Consider the following 15,965-nt stretch of genomic DNA (forward strand, 5'->3'; position numbering starts at 1 on the left):
AATGCAGACGTCAGCCCCAGACACTCACACCGATCTGCGCGACGCCTTGCGCGCACTTTGCGCGCAGTTTCCGCCAGAATATCATCGCAAGTTCGGCGAAAACGAAACCTACCCCGAGGAATTCGTCGATGCGCTGACCCGCGAGGGCTGGCTCGCGGCGATGATCCCCGAGGAATACGGTGGCTCGGGACTGGGGTTGACGGAAGCCTCGATCATCATGGAAGAGGTGAACCGCTGCGGTGGCAACGCGGGTCATTGCCACGGGCAGATGTATAATATGGGCACGCTGCTGCGGCACGGTTCGGATGAGCAAAAGCAGAAATACCTGCCCAGTATTGCCAGCGGCGAGTTGCGCCTACAATCCATGGCCGTGACCGAACCGACAACCGGAACTGACACCACCAAACTGAAGACCACCGCGGTCAAGAAGGGTGACCAGTATGAGATCAATGGCCAGAAGGTCTGGATCAGCCGCATCCAGCATTCTGACCTGATGATCCTTCTGGCACGCACCACGCCTCTGAACGAGGTCAAGAAAAAGTCGCAGGGCCTGTCGATCTTTATGGTCGATCTGAAAGAGGCAATCGGCAACGGCATGGAGGTCCGCCCCATCGCCAATATGCCCGGCCACGAAACCAATGAAGTGTTTTTCGACAACCTGGAAATCCCCGCTGAAAACCTGATCGGGACCGAAGGGCGCGGGTTTTACCATATTCTTGACGGGCTGAACGCCGAACGGACCCTGATTGCAGCGGAATGTATCGGTGATGGATACTGGTTCGTTGACAAGGCCCGCGCCTATGCCGGCGACCGCGTGGTCTTCGACCGTCCCATCGGCCAGAACCAGGGCGTGCAATTCCCCATTGCCAGGTCCTATGTGAACATCGAGGCCGCCAATCTGATGCGCTTTGAGGCCTGCAGACGTTTCGATGCCGGGCTGGATTGTGGGGCGCAGGCGAATATGGCCAAGCTGCTGGCTTCGGAAGCCAGCTGGGAAGCGGCCAATGCCTGCATCCAGACCCATGGCGGCTTCGGTTTCGCGCGGGAATACGATGTCGAGCGCAAGTTCCGCGAGGCCCGACTGTATCAGGTCGCTCCGATCTCGACCAACCTGATCCTGTCCTATGTCGGTGAGCATATCCTGGGTATGCCGCGATCCTTCTGAGGCCGCGACCATGAGAGAGATCGACCTAGACGCGCTGGCGCCCTGGCTGGGACGCACCGAAACCAGGAAAGATGTTCTGACGCAGGGGCTGATCAACAAATTCCGTGCCACGTTTGGCCCACATCTTTGGGAGGGAGCGGGCGATGTGCCGCTGGGCATCCACTGGTGCTTGACGCTTGATACCGCGCCGAAGACCTCTCTGTCAGAAGATGGCCATGCCGCAAGGGGCGGGTTTCTTCCGCCTGTTCCCCTACCGGCCCGCATGTGGGCTGGTGGCGATGTTACGCATGTTGCGCCGCTGACGATCGGTGAAACCTTCACCCGCCGCTCAGTGATCGGGGATATATCGGCCAAGCAGGGCCGCAGCGGAGCGTTGGTCTTTGTGACCGTCGAACACGAGTATTTCAGCGGCAACCGGCTTTGTATCCGGGAACAGCAGTCGATTGTCTTTCGTGAGATCGCCGCGCCGCGCCCGGTGAAGAGGGCACTCGCAGCGGCCGACCCCGCCACGCTCAGATCGAGCCTTACACCGGATCCGGTGCTGCTGTTTCGCTATTCCGCGCTGACGTTCAACGCCCATCGCATTCACTATGACCACATCTACACGACCGAAACCGAAGCCTATCCCGGGCTCGTTGTGCATGGCCCTTTACAGGCAACGCTGCTTCTGAACCTGGCGGCGGATGCGTTGAATACGTCCCCCCACCGGTTTTCTTTCCGCGGACTCGCACCGCTGACCCTGCCCTGCGAATTGCAATTGCACAATGAAGGGACCGAAACCTCCGGGACAGTCTGGTGTCAGGATCAAAACGGTCTACGCAGTTTTTCTGCCAAGTATTCCGAGATCTGAATAGTTCTGTAGGGGAAATGGATTCCGGTGTTGATATAGTTTTCTAACATATGTTAGATTGTGTGGGGAGATTTGGTAGATAGACCAGGCAAACCTTTGAATAAAGAGGTGGGTGGAGAAACGATGCGAGGAAAACTCGTTCTCAACGGACAACCGTACGGTCAGGCTGTGCGCGACTCCATGACGTGTCGGGAAAAGGCACGGGCTGCATCATGACTACGAATGGCGGGATCGTCTCATCGCCGCTTGCGGTGCGTGGTGCAACTTTGAAATTTGGCGGTGTGACGGCGCTCGACGATGTGAGCATCTCTGTAAACGACGATGAATTGCTTGCGATCATCGGCCCGAACGGTGCCGGAAAAACATCACTTCTGAACGTTACTGCGGGCTTCTACCGTCCACAGAAAGGCCGTGTCGAATTGTCTGGTCAGGACGTAACCGGCCTGCGTGTTGACCAGATCGCCCGGCGCGGTTTGGCGCGGACGTTTCAGGGCACCCATCTTTTTGCCGGGCAGACCGTGGTGGAAAACATCATGATCGGCCGTCACATGCTGATGAAATCGAATGTGATCCAGGCTTTTTTCCAATTCGGTCCCGTGATGCGCGAGGAATCGGAACATCGCGAAGCCGCCGAAGAGATCATCGACTTTCTGGAGATCGAGGCAATCCGCAATCGGCCCGTGGGCACGTTGGGGTACGGACTGCGAAAGCGTGTCGATCTGGGCCGTGCATTGGCGCAGGAACCGTCGATCCTGCTGATGGATGAACCGATGGCAGGCATGAACTCGGAAGAGAAAGAAGACCTCGCGCGCTTCATTCTCGATGTGCGCGAAGCGCGCAAGATCCCAGTGGTTCTGGTCGAGCACGACATGGGCGTGGTTATGGACCTTGCCGACCGGATTGTGGTGTTGGATTTCGGGCGGGTGATCGCCGAAGGCACCCCGGAAGAAATCCAGAAGGACCCGGCTGTGATCAAGGCATATCTAGGGTAGCGGGATGGTCAAACAAAGAACAGCAATGGTCTATTCAGATCCGGCAGTGACACATAGCGAAACCTTGCCACAGGTGTTGCTCGCGCGTGCAACCTCCTCGCCGAACGACCTCGCCGAACGCCACAAGCGCCTTGGCATCTGGCGTGAATTCACCTGGGCCGATGTGCTTGACAGGGTCCGCGCCCTGGCGCTTGGGTTGGAGAACCTGGGCCTGTCGGCGGGCGAATCCGTCATGATGATCGGCGAAAACGAACCCGAACATTTCTGGGCTGAATACGCCGTCCAGTCATTGGGCGGCAAAGTCCTGTCCGTCTATCCGGATCAGAACGCCGAAGAGATTCTGTATCTGGCCGAAGATTCGCAAACGCGGATTTTTCTGGCGCAGGATCAGGAGCAGGTCGATAAATGCATCGAGATCGCGGGCAAGTATTCAGGGGCCCTGGCGATCGTTTACTGGGATGATTCCGGCCTCTGGGGCTATGATCATCCTCTGTTGCATTCCTTTGAAAGTGTGAGCGTGGCAGGATGTCAGATCCACGCCAAGGAGCCTGCCAGATTTGAAGAACACGTCAAACGCGGGCGGGCGGACGATACCGTCTTGCTGTCCTATACCTCCGGGACCACAGGAAAACCCAAGGGCGTTGTCATCAGCCATCGCTACCTGTTCGACAACTGCTCGCGGGTGATGGGGGCAATCGAAATCGCGCCAGGCACGGAATACCTGACCTACATTTCCCCCGCCTGGGTCACGGAACAGATTTTCGGTCTGTCGATCGGTTTGATCGCGCCCATGGTCGTAAATTTCCCCGAAGGCCCCGAAGACGTGCTGACCAACATTCGCGAACTGGCGGTTGACGCGCTGGTGTTCAGCCCGCGCCAGTGGGAGAACCTCGCTTCTATCGTCCAGGCCCGGATGTTGGGTGCGGGCAAGTTCCGCAATGCGATGTACAATTGGGGTATGAAAGTCGGTCGCAACGTTTATGTCGAGCTGCTGGAAGGGCGCAGCCCCAGCCTTGCCGCACGCCTGCAGCTTCCCTTTGCCGAGGCGCTGGTGCTGCATCACCTGCGCGACAATCTTGGCCTTGGTAAGGCCAAAAACGCAATGAGCGGCGGCGCCCTGATGGCACCTGACGTCTTTCGCATGTTCCACGCAATGGGCGTCAAACTGCGCAACGTCTATGGCGCGACCGAAATCGGCCTTCTGACTGCGCATGTCGGCGAAAGCTATCAGCTGGAAACCAGCGGCAGCTGGATGCAAAGCAACACGAACTACGGCGAACCGCTGGACTACAGAGTCTCGGACGAAAGCGAGCTTCAGGTGCGGGGCGGATCGGGCTTCGGCGGCTATCACGGCAAGCCCGAAAAGACCGCAGAGGAGCTGACCGAAGACGGTTGGTACAAGACCGGTGACGCGGTGTCCATGACCGACGACGGCGAGCTTTTGTTCTTTGATCGTGTCAAGGACATGCGCCGCCTGGCAAACGGGCACAGCTATCCGCCGCAGTTCATCGAAACGCGGTTGCGCTACAGCCCCTTCATCAAGGATCTCATGACCCTGGGCGACGAAAGCCGTGACTTCGTCAGCGCGCTTATCAATATCGATATGGAAGTTCTGGGTCGTTGGGCGGAAGAGAACAAGATCAGCTTCTCGACATACACCGATCTGTCGCAGAAACCCGAAATTCTGGAGCTTATCAAAGGCGAAGTGGCGCGCATCAATGGCCTTCTACCCCAAGGCTCGCGCATCGCGCGGTTTGCGAATTTCCCTAAAGAGCTCGACCCGGATGAAGGCGAGTTGACCCGCAGCCGGAAACTCCGGCGGGCCTTTCTGGAGGAACGATATGCAAAGCTTGTCGAAGCGATCTATGGCGGCGATGACAAGACCGATCTTGAAATCGCCGTGACCTATCAGGATGGCCGTCAAGGCGTTCTCAAGGCCACGGTTCGCGTATCAGATGTCGAAAACGCATCGAAGGCTGCCAAGCGGCAGTCCAAAACCTAAAGGAGGTCGGCGAAAATGGTTTATTTCATCAATGACATCATAACCGGGGCTTTGATCGGCCTACTGTATTCGCTGGTGGCCATGGGCTTTGTCGTGATTTACCGCGCCAGCAAGGTATTCAACTTCGCGCAGGGCGAACTTGTGATCATCGGCGGGTTCATCGTCTGGTTCACGACGATGCAAGCGGGGCTTAGCCTTTGGTTGTCGATACCGCTTTCGCTGGTTCTGGCTGGCTTGGTCGGCTACGCAATCGAACGGATTTTTCTGACAAAGCTGATCGGTGAATCGGTTTTTTCGATGGTCATGGTCACTGTCGGCCTGCTGATCCTGTTGCGCGGGCTGGTGCTGCTTGTGTTCGGTCCCGCCGTGCGGCCCTTCCCGATCATTTTCCCGCTGAAACCGTTGTTCCTCGGTGATATGTTGATCCCGATGAACCTCCTTATGGGCGGGATCATCACCATTGTCGCCGCCGTCGGGCTGTCGTGGTTCTTCAACCGGACCCGGTCGGGCCTGCGGATGACCGCAGTGGCAGAAGATCACGTCGTGGCATCTTCGATGGGGATTTCAGTGAAGGGCTCGATTGCCTTTGCCTGGGTGCTTGGGGCAATCCTGTCCACGATCGGTGCAATGATCTTTCTCAGCGGCAAATCGCTGACCTTCCTGGCCTCGGATATCGGGTTCGCGGCCCTGCCGGTGGCGCTGTTTGCCGGGCTTGAGTCCATCGGCGGGCTTATTCTGGCAGGAATAATCATCGGAATCGCCCAGAGCCTGACCACCAACTACCTTGATCCGTTGATCGGTGGCTCGCTCGGCAGTGTCGTGCCATACATCATCATGCTTGCCATTCTGCTGATCCGGCCGACCGGCCTGTTCGGCTGGCGCACAATCGAGCGGGTGTAATCCATGGATCCCTCCGGTATTTTCCCGACAAGCTATCGCAGTGATAGACGTATTATCCGAACGCGCTGGCAGGTGCTTGCCCTCGTCTTGTTCATGGCTTTACTGTTGTTAGCGCCTTATCTGGTAAGCGGGCGTATCATCGCTATCCTGAACATGATGATGATCAGCGCCGTCATTGCCGTAGGGCTTCAGATCTGCACCGGCTATGCGGGCCAGATCAACCTGGGTCAGGCGGCTTTCATGGGGGTCGGGGCCTATACGGCCTCGATACTGGCCTCGAAGACCGGCCTTACATTCTTGTTGACGATTCCTCTGGCCGGCCTCTCGGCTGCGCTATTCGGCTTTCTCTTTGGTTTGACCGCGGCGCGGATCAAGGGGTTTTATCTGGCTCTGACCACGATTGCGGCACAGTTCCTGTTCCACTTTGCCGTATTAAACCTGCCGTCAACCTGGATGGGTGGATCAAACGGCATCACCGTGCCGCCCGCAGAACTTTTCGGGCTGCGCTTCGTTGGCGAAACTGCGCAGTTCTACATGAATTTTGCGGTCACCGCGATCATGGTCGCGGGTGCGTTCGGGATCGTGCGATCACGCTTTGGCCGTGCCTTCGTGGCAGTCAGGGATGATGACGTGGCCGCAGGTATCATGGGGATCAATGTCGCGGCCACCAAGGCGAATGCCTTCCTGATCGGCGCTTTCTATGCTGGTGTCGGCGGGGCGCTGTGGGCCTATCTGATCCGCTTCGTGGGGGTGGACCAGTTCACCTTGTTTCACTCGATCTTCTTTGTCGCGATGATCATCGTCGGCGGGATGGGATCAATCGTCGGAGCCCTGGTCGGTGTCTTCATTATCCGCATCATCCAGGAAATCATCGCGACTGTCGGCCCCAATATCGCCGAATCTGTATCATTTCTTGGCGGTGACATCGTGTTCGCCGGCATGAATGTCGTTCTTGGCGGCGTGATCGCATTGTTCATGATCCTCGAACCCAAGGGGCTGATGCACCGCTGGAACATAATGAAATCATCTTATCGTATCTGGCCGTTTCCCTACTGAAAAAATAGAGCGGCTCTTAACCTGGGAGGAAGAATATGACTTACCAAACGAAACGAGGTCTTCGCGGCTTGCTGGCGGCGTGTGCCATTGCTGTTGCGGCATCTATGCCTTTGAAAGCGCAGGCAGAGACAACCTATAATCTCGCCCTGCTGTCGGACTTTTCCGGCCCCTATGCTGACATCATGCCCGTTCTGGCGGGCGGACGCGAGGCTGTGTTTACCTGGTGGAATGAAACCCGAGGCAAGGAACTCGGCGTCAAGCTGAACTACAAGAACTACGAAACCCGCTATGACGCGGCACAGGTGGCAAGCCTCTGGCCCGGGATCAAATCGGAACTGGATCCGATTGCGGTCGTCGGCCTTGGCGGGCCTGACGTTGCCGCACTTTCCGAACGCCTGCCGGAAGACAAGATTCCGATGTTCATGGCCACGGCCAGCTACGGTTTTGCCTGGAAACCGGATTCCTGGATTTTCAACCCGCGTCCGACCTATTCGCACGAGAGTGCCGGCTTTCTGAACTGGATGCGTGAACAGCGAGGCGGAGACGGTCCGCTTAAGGTCGCGATCCTCGCCTCTGAGGCCTCGCCTGCCTATGTCGATATGGCAAAGGGCCTCGAACTCTATGCCGAAGAGAATCCTGAAGAGATCAATCTCGTCGAGGTCATCTATACCGAAGTGCAACCGACCGACCTGACGGGGCAAATGCGCCGCGTCGTGCGAGCCGGGGCCGAGGCGCTGATCATCCAGACGAACACTTCTATCGTGGTTGCGGCGAAACGTGGACTGCAGGCCAACGGTTCGAACATCCCGATCATGATGAGTTCGCATAACGGGCTTCCGGCCTCGGGCGGCGCGCTTGGCGGGCTTGATCAACTGGAGGGCGACTTTGAAGCCTACGGCATGGCGATCGCAGCCGATGAGGACACTCCCGCGCGGCAGTTCTATGAAACACTGGTTGCGGATCATGGGCTCAAGGCGCCCTGGAACGTCGTGACCGCAATGGGCGTGTCTCAGGGCCTCTTTGTCGCGACCGTGATCGATCACGCGATCGAGGCGAACGGTGCCGAGGGCCTGACCGGAGAGATGGTACGCGAGGCGCTTTTTGCCGGGCCGATCACCACCGAAGAAACCCACGGCTTTCTTCCATCCCTCACGTTCACTCCCGAAGCGCCTTTCCCTTTGGAAGGTCTCAAGGTGAATGTGGGTACTGTCAAAGATGGCAAGATCACCATCGAAGCGATCGGCGTAGACGTTCCTGACGTTCAGAAGTGGTGAAATAATCCGGGCGCCGCAGTCGCGGCGCCCGTCCTGATCTTTAGCCCGGGCAATATGACCATGCTGGAACTCAACAATGTAGAAGTGACCTATTCCGACGTCATCCTGGCGCTTAAAGGCGTGTCTATGACAGTCAGTGAAGGTCAATGTATTGCTCTGCTCGGTGGCAATGGGGCGGGCAAAAGCACGACACTCAAGGCCATCTCGGGAACGCTCAAATCCGAGGATGGAACCGTTTCGGCAGGGTCCATCGTTCTGGACGGAACCCCCGTTCAGAACATGGAAGCCTCGGAAGTCGTGAAGAATGGCCTGATCCACGTGATGGAAGGCCGGCGCGTGTTGCGGCATCTGACGTCAGAGCAAAACCTGATCGTCGGCGGACACATGGTGCCCAACTCCGCCGAGCTAAAAAACCGTCTGGATCATGTCTATACTCTGATGCCGCGGCTTGCGGACCTGCGCAACCGCACGTCCGGTTTCATGTCCGGTGGGGAACAACAACTGCTGCTGATTGGCCGGGCCATGATGGCCAAGCCCAAGATCATCGCGATTGACGAGCCGTCCCTGGGTCTGGCCCCGATGATGATCCGGGATGTCTTCGAGGTGCTCAAGCAACTCAAATCAGAAGGCACGACCTTTTTCCTGGTCGAACAGAACAGCGCTGCTGCACTGTCGATCGCCGACTACGCCTATGTGATGGAAAATGGCCGTATCGTGATGGATGGCCCGGCAGACAAGCTCGCTGACAATGAGGACATCAAGGAATTTTATCTCGGTGTCACCGCCTCGGGCGAGCGCAAAAGTTATCGCGACATCAAACATTATCGCCGCCGCAAAAGATGGCTGGGATAGGAAAGGAACGACAATGAGTGAACTGCTATCCATCAAGGGGCGTACCGCATTTGTAACCGGAGCGGGTCAGGGCGTGGGCCGGCAAGTCGCGCTTTATCTGGCTGAACACGGGGCCGGTGCCGTCGTCGTCAACGATTTTCACGCCGAACGGGCCGAAAGCGTTGCCGCGGAAGTGGAGGCAGCCGGTGCAAAGGCGCTGCCGCTCGCGTTCGATGTGTCGGATTTCGACGCGGTCGGCGCGGCGTTTGCCGAGGCTCAGAACGCCTTCGGCGGCGTGGATATTCTGGTGAACAATGCAGGCAACGCCGGGCCGACATCGCGTCTTGACGATCTTGTCCCGTTTTGGGAGTCGGATCCCACCGAATGGCGCCGCTGGATGGCGACCAATTTCGATGGGGTTCTGAACTGCACCCGACACGCCATGCCCTTGATGGTCAAAGGTGACTATGGGCGCATCGTGACCGTCATTTCCGACGCCGGTCGCGTCGGCGAGCCGCATCTGGCGGTTTATTCCGGAGCCAAGGCCGGTGCGGCAGGCTTCATGCGGGCCATCGCCAAGGCGGGTGGCCGGTTCGGGATCACCGCGAATTGCGTCGCCCTGGGGGGAACGAGAACGCCGGCTGTTGCCGACCTGATCCCGGATGCAGAGACCGAGAAGCGGGCATTGTCGCAATATGTGATCCGCCGTCTGGGTGAGCCGGAAGATCCCGCCGGAATGATCCTGTTTCTCTGCTCGGATGCCGCCAGCTGGATCACCGGACAGACCTATCCGGTGAATGGCGGGTATTCCTTTGCCTGCTAAAGCCGACATCGGACGGAAGCCGCCTCTAGCTGGCGCTGTCCGAAAGAACGCTGTCATTGTCTGCGCCAAGCTCTGGTGGCAGGTCAGGGGCTGCGGTCTCGAAACCATCGAACTTCAGAGGCTGGATAACGAACGTCTCGGTCCTGCCGCTGTCATGCGCGATCGTGCGCAGCAACTGTCGCGCACGCACATGGGGGTCGTCCAGCGTTTCGACCAAGGAATTGACCGGACCCCAAGGCACGCCCGCCTTGTCCAGAAGATCGCCCCATTCGGCGCGCGTCTTGCCGACCAGAACCGCCGCGATCTCTTCGCGGAGCGTGTCCTTGCGGGCGACACGGTCGCGGCCTGTCAACGGCGCAAGATCCGCTCTGTCGATCACATCGCAGAACGGTTGCCAGAACCAGTCCTCATGCGCGATGGACAAGGTCATGAGCTTGCCGTCCTTGCAGGTGAACACGCCGTAGCCCGGTTCGGCGATGAACTCGCCCAGCGGTGTGCCGTTGGCCGCCGGAACAAGGAATGCCGTCAACATCGAAACCACAGCGTCCGACATGGACACGTCCACGAAACGCCCCTGTCCCGTCCGCTGGCACGATACGACCGCCGACAGGATTGCGATCGCCGCGAACAACGCCGCGCCCACATCCGCGAGGGGGATCGCCGGAACAGGGCCCGGTTGCCCCGCATCGGCCTGATCGGCCAGCAGGCCGCCAACGCCTTCGTAGCTCAGGTCGTGGCCGGCACGGTCACGATAGGGGCCGTCCTGCCCGTAACCCGAAATCGACACGTAGACCAGCCGCGGGTTGACGCCACGCAAGTCCTCGAACCCGGCGCCCAAGGCTGCGAGCTTTCCAGGGCGGAACCCTTCGACGATAACATCCGAAACCTTGGCCAGTTCGCGAAACCGTGCCAGCCCCTCGGCCGATTTCAGATCCAGCGCGACGCTGCGCTTGCCCCGGTTCAGAGCCCGGAACAACGGCGGAAACTGCCGGGCCGGATCACCGATGCCCGGACGTTCGATCATGATCACCTCGGCCCCCATGTCGGACAACAGCATTGTCGCATAGGGACCGGGAAATTGTTCGGCAAGGCTGAGAATCCTCAGACCGGTCAGGGGTGCATTGCTCATATCAGTCTCCAGCTCTTGTTTTGTCCGCGTGCGGGTCCGCGCCAGTGCAGCGCAGATGGCCGCAAAAGGCAAGGCGAAAAACCAAAATTCCTCTATTAATCAGGAGCTTGTAATGATTGAAGCAAGGCAGACGCTATTTGTTGAGCGGGTAGCAAAAACTGAATGGATTACCTTTCAGCGCACCGAACAGCTCAACGCGATGTCAACGCAGATGTTGCGAGAGATCGCGGCCGCGCTGGAGGCCGCTCTGGCCGACGATGCGGTTCGCACAATTGTCCTGACCGGTTCGGGGCGAGCGTTCTGCGCCGGTGCCGATCTGAAAGAAGTTGCTGGCGCCAAACATGCACCGGGCGAGCCAGATCTGCTTGATCTTGTCGATCACACGTTTGGACTGATGCGACATGGCCCTAAACCCGTGATCGCCGCCGTGAACGGGCTGGCCATGGCGGGCGGTCTGGAAATGGTGATGGCCTGCGATCTGGTCTTTGCCGCCGAAAGCGCCCAGTTGGGCGACGCACACTCCAATTTCGGGGTCTTTCCCGGAGCAGGCGGTGCGGCGATCCTGCCGCGCAGGATTGGCCTGAACCGCGCGAAATACCTGCTGTTCTCGGGCGAGAACGTTTCGGCGCGGGACATGATGGACTGGGGGCTGGTCAACAAGGTCGTCGCGGACGAAGACCTGCGCGACGCGGTGCAGACCTTTACCAACAGACTGGCAGACAAAAGCCCGGCGGTCTTGCGCCGCATGAAGAGGGTCGCCAACCGATCAATGGACGTGGATGAAACCGCCGCCCTGGCCGAAGAGATGCTGAATCTGCGCGCGCACATGCGGTCCTGGGACATGCACGAGGGCCTGTCGGCGTTCAATGAAAAACGAAAACCGCAGTTTCGCGGATACTAGATCAGGAGGACAAACGATGCAGGACATTTACGTCGTTGGCGTCGGGATGACGCCGTTCGGAAAATTCCGGGACAGAACCATCAAGGCCATGACCGGCGAGGCCGTCGCCGCCGCCCTTTCAGACGCCGGAGTTACGGCTGATCGCATCGACGGCGCGTTCTTCTCGAACGCGGTGCAGGGCCACATGGAAGGCCAGCACATGATACGGGGCGAGATCGCGCTACGCGAGATGGGCATTCAGGGTATTCCGGTGGTGAATGTCGAAAACGCCTGTGCCAGCGCCTCGACCGGGTTCAAACTGGCGGTGGATTTTCTCAAGGCGGGCAATGGCGATTGCTGCCTCGCCGTAGGCGTCGAAAAGATGTATTCCGACGACCGCGCGTTGATGTTTTCGGCCTTCGACAGCGGCTGGGACGTCAGCAACGGCGACGAGGTCGCGCAACGGCTGGCCGATCTGGGTGCCGGAGTCGAGGAACCCGAAGGATCGAAATCGCCCAAGCCCTACAGCGTGTTCATGGATGTCTACGCAGGCTTCGCGCGGTTGCACATGAAAACCTTTGGCACCACGCAGGAACAGTTCGCCGCCGTCGCCGCCAAGAACCACGCACATTCCGCACATAACCCGCTGGCGCAGTACCGCGATGTAATGAGTGTCGATCAGGTTCTGGCCGCCCCGCCCATCACCTATCCGCTAACGCTGCCGATGTGCGCCCCGATCTCGGACGGTGCCGCGGCGGCGGTGCTTTGTACGGACGAGGGCCTCAAACGGCTGGGGCTCGATCCCGCTCGCGCGATCAAGGTCAAGGCCGCGATCTTGCGCTCGGGCACCGACCGTCCGCCGGAAGATTACAAGAACCACCTGACCCGGCTGGCCGCGCTTCAGGCATATGAACAGGCCGGGCTCGGCCCCGAGGATATGTCGGTGGCCGAAGTGCATGACGCCACGGCCGTCGGTGAAGTGATCCAGATCGAGAACCTCGGGTTTGTCGAATTCGGTGAGGGCGGCCCGGCCAGCTTGCGCGGCGACACAAAGATCGGCGGACGCATTCCGGTGAACCCCTCGGGCGGATTGGAATCCAAGGGCCACCCGGTCGGGGCCACCGGTATCGGGCAGGTCTTTGAACTGGTCACGCAACTGCGCGGCGAAGCCGGCGCGCGTCAAGTCGAAGGGGCGCAGAACGCCATCGCCGAAAACGGTGGGGGCTTGCACGGGGTAGAAGAAGCTGCCGCCTGTGTCACCATTCTCGGCTGCTGAAACAAGGAAAAGAATTATGGAAAACGTGATCGCCGCCGCTCAGGCAATCTATACAGACGAGCAACGCATGTTGCTGGAGAACTTCCGCAAGATGGCCGAGGCAGAGTTCGCTCCGCTGGCCGAGAAATACGAAGACCTCGGACACCCGCCCGATGCGAAAACGCTGAAGTCCCTGTTCGCCAAGGTCGAGGAATTCGGGCTGATCAGCGGCCTGATCCCCGAGAAAGACGGCGGTGCCGGAATCGACCGCATGACCTATGGCATCCTTTACGAGGAACTGGCCCGGATATGGGCAGATCTGGCAATTGCGGTCCTGATCCAAGGCCACGCCGTGTTTGCGGTCAACCTTCTGGGAAATCCGGCGCAGAAAGAGGCCTATCTGAAGCCGCTCCTGCGCAGCGAACGGATCTGTGCCACCTGTATTTCCGAACCAGAGGTCGGCTCGAACGTGCGCGAGGTCAAAACCCGCGCAGACCGCGAGGGCGACAAGATTTTAGTCACCGGCCAGAAGCTCTGGATTTCCAATGGGGCCCAGTCGGATTTCGCCATCGTTGTCTGCAATCTGGACGACGGTATTTCCATGGTCATCGTCGACCGTGACACCGGCGGATACGAAAGCCGCGAATTGCGCAAGCTGGGGCTTGTCGGTGCTTCGACCTGCGAATTGTTTTTCGACCGGGCCGAAACCACCGCCGAACATGTTCTCGGCAATGCAGGCGGGGGCCTGTTCCAGACTTTGAAGCTGTTTGAAAGCGCACGCGTGTTTGTCGGCCTGACCAGCATTGGCATTGCCCAGGCCGCACTGGAATGTGCCGTCAAATATGCACAGGATCGCGAACAGCATGGCAAGCCGATCGGCGGGCACCAGTTGATTCAAGGCTATCTGGCCGATATGGCCACACACTTGGATGCCGCGCGCCTGTTGTGCCAGCGCGGGCTGCAACTTCTGGATCTGGGCGTGCGTTGCGACACCCAGACCTCGATGGCGAAATGGTATGCGACGGAAATGGCTGTCGAAATCGCCGGCAAGGCCGTGCAGATACACGGCGGCAACGGCATCACAAAGGAGTTTCCCGTCGAACGGCACTTCCGCAATGCCAAGGTAATGCCAATCCCGGACGGAACGACCGAGATCCAGAAGCTGGTCATTGGGCGCAACCTGACGGGCCTGAATGCGTTCTGAAACACGCCCGGGCGGGAACGGCACAGACAATGCAGCCACTTCATGATCGTTCCCGCCCAACGGCGTTACGCAGTTTGATCCAGGCTTTGCCTCGGGCCGGGGGGGCAAGGTAGTCAGCCCCGCAGGGCCGAGATGCCCAAAGCCCCCTGCGCCAGAAGCAGCGCCTGAAGCTGGTTGGTGCCTTCAGCAATCGTGAGATGTCGCACATCGCGATAGTAGCGTTCGACCGGGAAATCACGGGTGTAGCCCGCCCCGCCGTGCACCTGCAAGGCGGTCTCGCAAACCCGCAGTGCCGTGTCGGAATTGTGGCGCTTGGCCATGGAACAGGCCCGGCCGCGATCCGGCGCCCCACGATCCAGTGCGTCGGCGGTGCGGCAGGCCAGCAGCCGCGAGGTTTCCACGCCAGTCATCATTTCAGCGATCATCTGCTGTACCAGCTGAAACCCTCCGATCTTACGTCCGAACTGTTCTCGCTCGCCCGCATAGCGCAGCGCCGCCTCATAGGCTGCAATTGACAGGCCGAGACAGGTGAAGGAAACGAAACAGCGACCCACATTTAGGTAATGCTTGGCGATGGCGAACGCCTCGCCCTCGGCGCCGATCAGTCCCTCTTTTTAGTGAAGTCGGACCATATTTCACGATTGCTGATTCAGACGTTCAGCAGGTCAGGGACCGTTGACTCATCTTTCTCAGATTTCGAACGATTTCTTCGCGCATGATCCCTACGATCTTTTTCTCGGACCGCAAGATAACATCAGTTGGAGCACCAACCCCGACAGCGAAAAGCCGCGAACTCAGGTGGTTAGGAAACGGCATGGAAATTAAGCCGCTCCCTTGAACCACCTGATCGGTTGACAGGTAGTAGCCTCTGGCTCGAGTTTCTGCCAGCGAGGCAACGAAGGCCTTCACGTCCACTGCCGGTTTGTCGGGCGCGCGATAGGCGTTGATCTTGCGGAACAGACTACACACTTCTTCGTCGCTGAAACGGCTCATCAGAACGCGCCCAACACCCGAATTCCCCAGCGGACGACGCGTCCCGAGTGATATGTGGTGGATCGGCGATTCTTTCGGACGGATAACTTGAACGTATTCGGCTTCGTCCCCGTTCTTAGTTGCCAAAACCACCACATGCTGTGTGCGTTCCGAAATTGTCCTTAGCAGCCGGTGGATCGTGCCTTCGCCGAACAGATCTGGATTCATCCACGAACCCAAAAGCGGAACGCGCTCGGTGGGAAAGTAACTCTTCCTCCGGGCGTCGTGCGAGAGAAATCCAAGCTTGACCAAGCTTTTAAGCAGCGCCGAGGTGCTCGACTGTGGGTACCCCAGTTCCTTGGCCACTTCAACGACCGACAGCGGACGGCGAACTTCATCGAAGTACACCAAAGTTTGACAGGTGCGCGCCACCGATTTCACGATGTGATCGCCGCCTGTCTTTACCAAGGCCTGGTGCGCGTTTTCCATGTTCCCCTCCCCTGCGTGCGATTATGTGCACAGCGTTCTGTAAAGCAGAATGATTGCGCATACAGATTCTGTCAACTGTTAGAAAATCGCAGGAGGCGCGCCACTCGCGGCTTGGATAGCAAGAGAGATTTCGGCCTCGGTTA

At 58.9% G+C, this 15,965-nt stretch carries 15 protein-coding genes; 12 read left to right on the plus strand and 3 right to left on the minus strand.

The window, feature by feature from the left end; all coding sequences use genetic code 11:
• Position 1 precedes the first annotated feature (1 nt).
• The 9 genes from ACEWPJ_RS17060 to ACEWPJ_RS17100 all read left to right on the plus strand — a co-directional run bounded on the left by ACEWPJ_RS17060 (position 2) and on the right by ACEWPJ_RS17100 (position 9,893).
• Entirely contained in the window at positions 2 to 1,165 is a 1,164-nt protein-coding gene (locus tag ACEWPJ_RS17060; protein ID WP_238372696.1) for an acyl-CoA dehydrogenase family protein, read from the plus strand.
• A gap of 10 nt (positions 1,166 to 1,175) precedes the next feature.
• Complete coding sequence (locus ACEWPJ_RS17065) at positions 1,176 to 2,015, plus strand: FAS1-like dehydratase domain-containing protein (protein ID WP_238372697.1); 840 nt, start codon at positions 1,176 to 1,178, stop codon at positions 2,013 to 2,015.
• A gap of 212 nt (positions 2,016 to 2,227) precedes the next feature.
• The gene (locus ACEWPJ_RS17070) at positions 2,228 to 3,007 is read left to right on the plus strand and encodes an ABC transporter ATP-binding protein (protein WP_238372698.1); all 780 of its coding nucleotides are present in this window, start codon (positions 2,228 to 2,230) and stop codon (positions 3,005 to 3,007) included.
• Positions 3,008 to 3,032: 25 nt separating this feature from the next.
• A complete protein-coding gene (locus ACEWPJ_RS17075) occupies positions 3,033 to 5,009 on the plus strand; it encodes an AMP-binding protein (protein WP_238372699.1) in 1,977 nt (658 codons plus the stop codon).
• A 15-nt stretch (positions 5,010 to 5,024) separates the two neighbouring features.
• Entirely contained in the window at positions 5,025 to 5,909 is an 885-nt protein-coding gene (locus ACEWPJ_RS17080) for a branched-chain amino acid ABC transporter permease (protein WP_027238748.1), read from the plus strand.
• A gap of 93 nt (positions 5,910 to 6,002) precedes the next feature.
• Complete coding sequence (locus ACEWPJ_RS17085) at positions 6,003 to 6,965, plus strand: branched-chain amino acid ABC transporter permease (RefSeq protein WP_416514303.1); 963 nt, start codon at positions 6,003 to 6,005, stop codon at positions 6,963 to 6,965.
• Between the two features lie 35 nt (positions 6,966 to 7,000).
• Positions 7,001 to 8,239: an ABC transporter substrate-binding protein gene (locus ACEWPJ_RS17090; RefSeq protein ID WP_238372701.1), complete on the plus strand. Its 1,239-nt coding sequence runs from the start codon at positions 7,001 to 7,003 to the stop codon at positions 8,237 to 8,239.
• 60 nt (positions 8,240 to 8,299) lie between these two features.
• On the plus strand, positions 8,300 to 9,091 hold the full coding sequence (locus ACEWPJ_RS17095; RefSeq protein ID WP_238372702.1) for an ABC transporter ATP-binding protein: 792 nt from the start codon (positions 8,300 to 8,302) through the stop codon (positions 9,089 to 9,091).
• Positions 9,092 to 9,104: 13 nt separating this feature from the next.
• Positions 9,105 to 9,893, plus strand: a complete 789-nt coding sequence (locus tag ACEWPJ_RS17100) for an SDR family NAD(P)-dependent oxidoreductase (RefSeq protein ID WP_238372703.1) — start codon at positions 9,105 to 9,107, stop codon at positions 9,891 to 9,893.
• 25 nt (positions 9,894 to 9,918) lie between these two features.
• Here ACEWPJ_RS17100 and ACEWPJ_RS17105 read toward each other — a convergent pair whose 3' ends face one another.
• Positions 9,919 to 11,022: a CaiB/BaiF CoA transferase family protein gene (locus ACEWPJ_RS17105; RefSeq protein WP_238372704.1), complete on the minus strand. Its 1,104-nt coding sequence runs from the start codon at positions 11,020 to 11,022 to the stop codon at positions 9,919 to 9,921.
• 112 nt (positions 11,023 to 11,134) lie between these two features.
• Here ACEWPJ_RS17105 and ACEWPJ_RS17110 point away from each other — a divergent pair, with 112 nt between their 5' ends.
• Genes ACEWPJ_RS17110 through ACEWPJ_RS17120 form a run of 3 tightly spaced genes read left to right on the plus strand, consistent with a single transcriptional unit; the run spans position 11,135 to position 14,361 of the window.
• On the plus strand, positions 11,135 to 11,923 hold the full coding sequence (locus ACEWPJ_RS17110) for an enoyl-CoA hydratase/isomerase family protein (RefSeq protein WP_238372705.1): 789 nt from the start codon (positions 11,135 to 11,137) through the stop codon (positions 11,921 to 11,923).
• Positions 11,924 to 11,939: 16 nt separating this feature from the next.
• Complete coding sequence (locus ACEWPJ_RS17115) at positions 11,940 to 13,178, plus strand: thiolase family protein (protein WP_416514304.1); 1,239 nt, start codon at positions 11,940 to 11,942, stop codon at positions 13,176 to 13,178.
• Positions 13,179 to 13,194: 16 nt separating this feature from the next.
• Positions 13,195 to 14,361 (plus strand): acyl-CoA dehydrogenase family protein, encoded by a 1,167-nt coding sequence (locus tag ACEWPJ_RS17120; protein WP_238372707.1) that lies wholly within the window; start codon positions 13,195 to 13,197, stop codon positions 14,359 to 14,361.
• A 113-nt stretch (positions 14,362 to 14,474) separates the two neighbouring features.
• Here the strand turns inward: ACEWPJ_RS17120 and ACEWPJ_RS17125 are convergent, their stop codons facing one another.
• Entirely contained in the window at positions 14,475 to 14,966 is a 492-nt protein-coding gene (locus ACEWPJ_RS17125) for an acyl-CoA dehydrogenase family protein (RefSeq protein ID WP_273545125.1), read from the minus strand.
• Positions 14,967 to 15,018: 52 nt separating this feature from the next.
• Positions 15,019 to 15,822, minus strand: coding sequence for an IclR family transcriptional regulator (locus tag ACEWPJ_RS17130; protein ID WP_238372709.1), 804 nt, complete (start codon positions 15,820 to 15,822; stop codon positions 15,019 to 15,021).
• Positions 15,823 to 15,965: the final 143 nt, after the last annotated feature.

It is taken from the genome of Aliiroseovarius sp. YM-037, from assembly GCF_048060095.1.
In the GTDB taxonomy this organism is placed as follows: Bacteria; Pseudomonadota; Alphaproteobacteria; order Rhodobacterales; family Rhodobacteraceae; genus JBLUOA01.

What these genes read in the sequence shown, in the direction of transcription:
- ACEWPJ_RS17070 (WP_238372698.1), top strand. Translation starts at nt 2,228, where the DNA reads ATGACTACGAATGGCGGGATCGTCTCATCGCCGCTTGCGGTGCGTGGT.
- ACEWPJ_RS17075 (WP_238372699.1), top strand. Translation starts at nt 3,033, where the DNA reads ATGGTCTATTCAGATCCGGCAGTGACACATAGCGAAACCTTGCCACAG.
- ACEWPJ_RS17060 (WP_238372696.1), top strand. Translation starts at nt 2, where the DNA reads ATGCAGACGTCAGCCCCAGACACTCACACCGATCTGCGCGACGCCTTG.
- ACEWPJ_RS17085 (WP_416514303.1), top strand. Translation starts at nt 6,003, where the DNA reads ATGGCTTTACTGTTGTTAGCGCCTTATCTGGTAAGCGGGCGTATCATC.
- ACEWPJ_RS17080 (WP_027238748.1), top strand. Translation starts at nt 5,025, where the DNA reads ATGGTTTATTTCATCAATGACATCATAACCGGGGCTTTGATCGGCCTA.
- ACEWPJ_RS17065 (WP_238372697.1), top strand. Translation starts at nt 1,176, where the DNA reads ATGAGAGAGATCGACCTAGACGCGCTGGCGCCCTGGCTGGGACGCACC.
- ACEWPJ_RS17095 (WP_238372702.1), top strand. Translation starts at nt 8,300, where the DNA reads ATGCTGGAACTCAACAATGTAGAAGTGACCTATTCCGACGTCATCCTG.
- ACEWPJ_RS17105 (WP_238372704.1), bottom strand. Translation starts at nt 11,022, where the DNA reads ATGAGCAATGCACCCCTGACCGGTCTGAGGATTCTCAGCCTTGCCGAA.
- ACEWPJ_RS17120 (WP_238372707.1), top strand. Translation starts at nt 13,195, where the DNA reads ATGGAAAACGTGATCGCCGCCGCTCAGGCAATCTATACAGACGAGCAA.
- ACEWPJ_RS17100 (WP_238372703.1), top strand. Translation starts at nt 9,105, where the DNA reads ATGAGTGAACTGCTATCCATCAAGGGGCGTACCGCATTTGTAACCGGA.
- ACEWPJ_RS17115 (WP_416514304.1), top strand. Translation starts at nt 11,940, where the DNA reads ATGCAGGACATTTACGTCGTTGGCGTCGGGATGACGCCGTTCGGAAAA.
- ACEWPJ_RS17110 (WP_238372705.1), top strand. Translation starts at nt 11,135, where the DNA reads ATGATTGAAGCAAGGCAGACGCTATTTGTTGAGCGGGTAGCAAAAACT.
- ACEWPJ_RS17130 (WP_238372709.1), bottom strand. Translation starts at nt 15,822, where the DNA reads ATGGAAAACGCGCACCAGGCCTTGGTAAAGACAGGCGGCGATCACATC.
- ACEWPJ_RS17090 (WP_238372701.1), top strand. Translation starts at nt 7,001, where the DNA reads ATGACTTACCAAACGAAACGAGGTCTTCGCGGCTTGCTGGCGGCGTGT.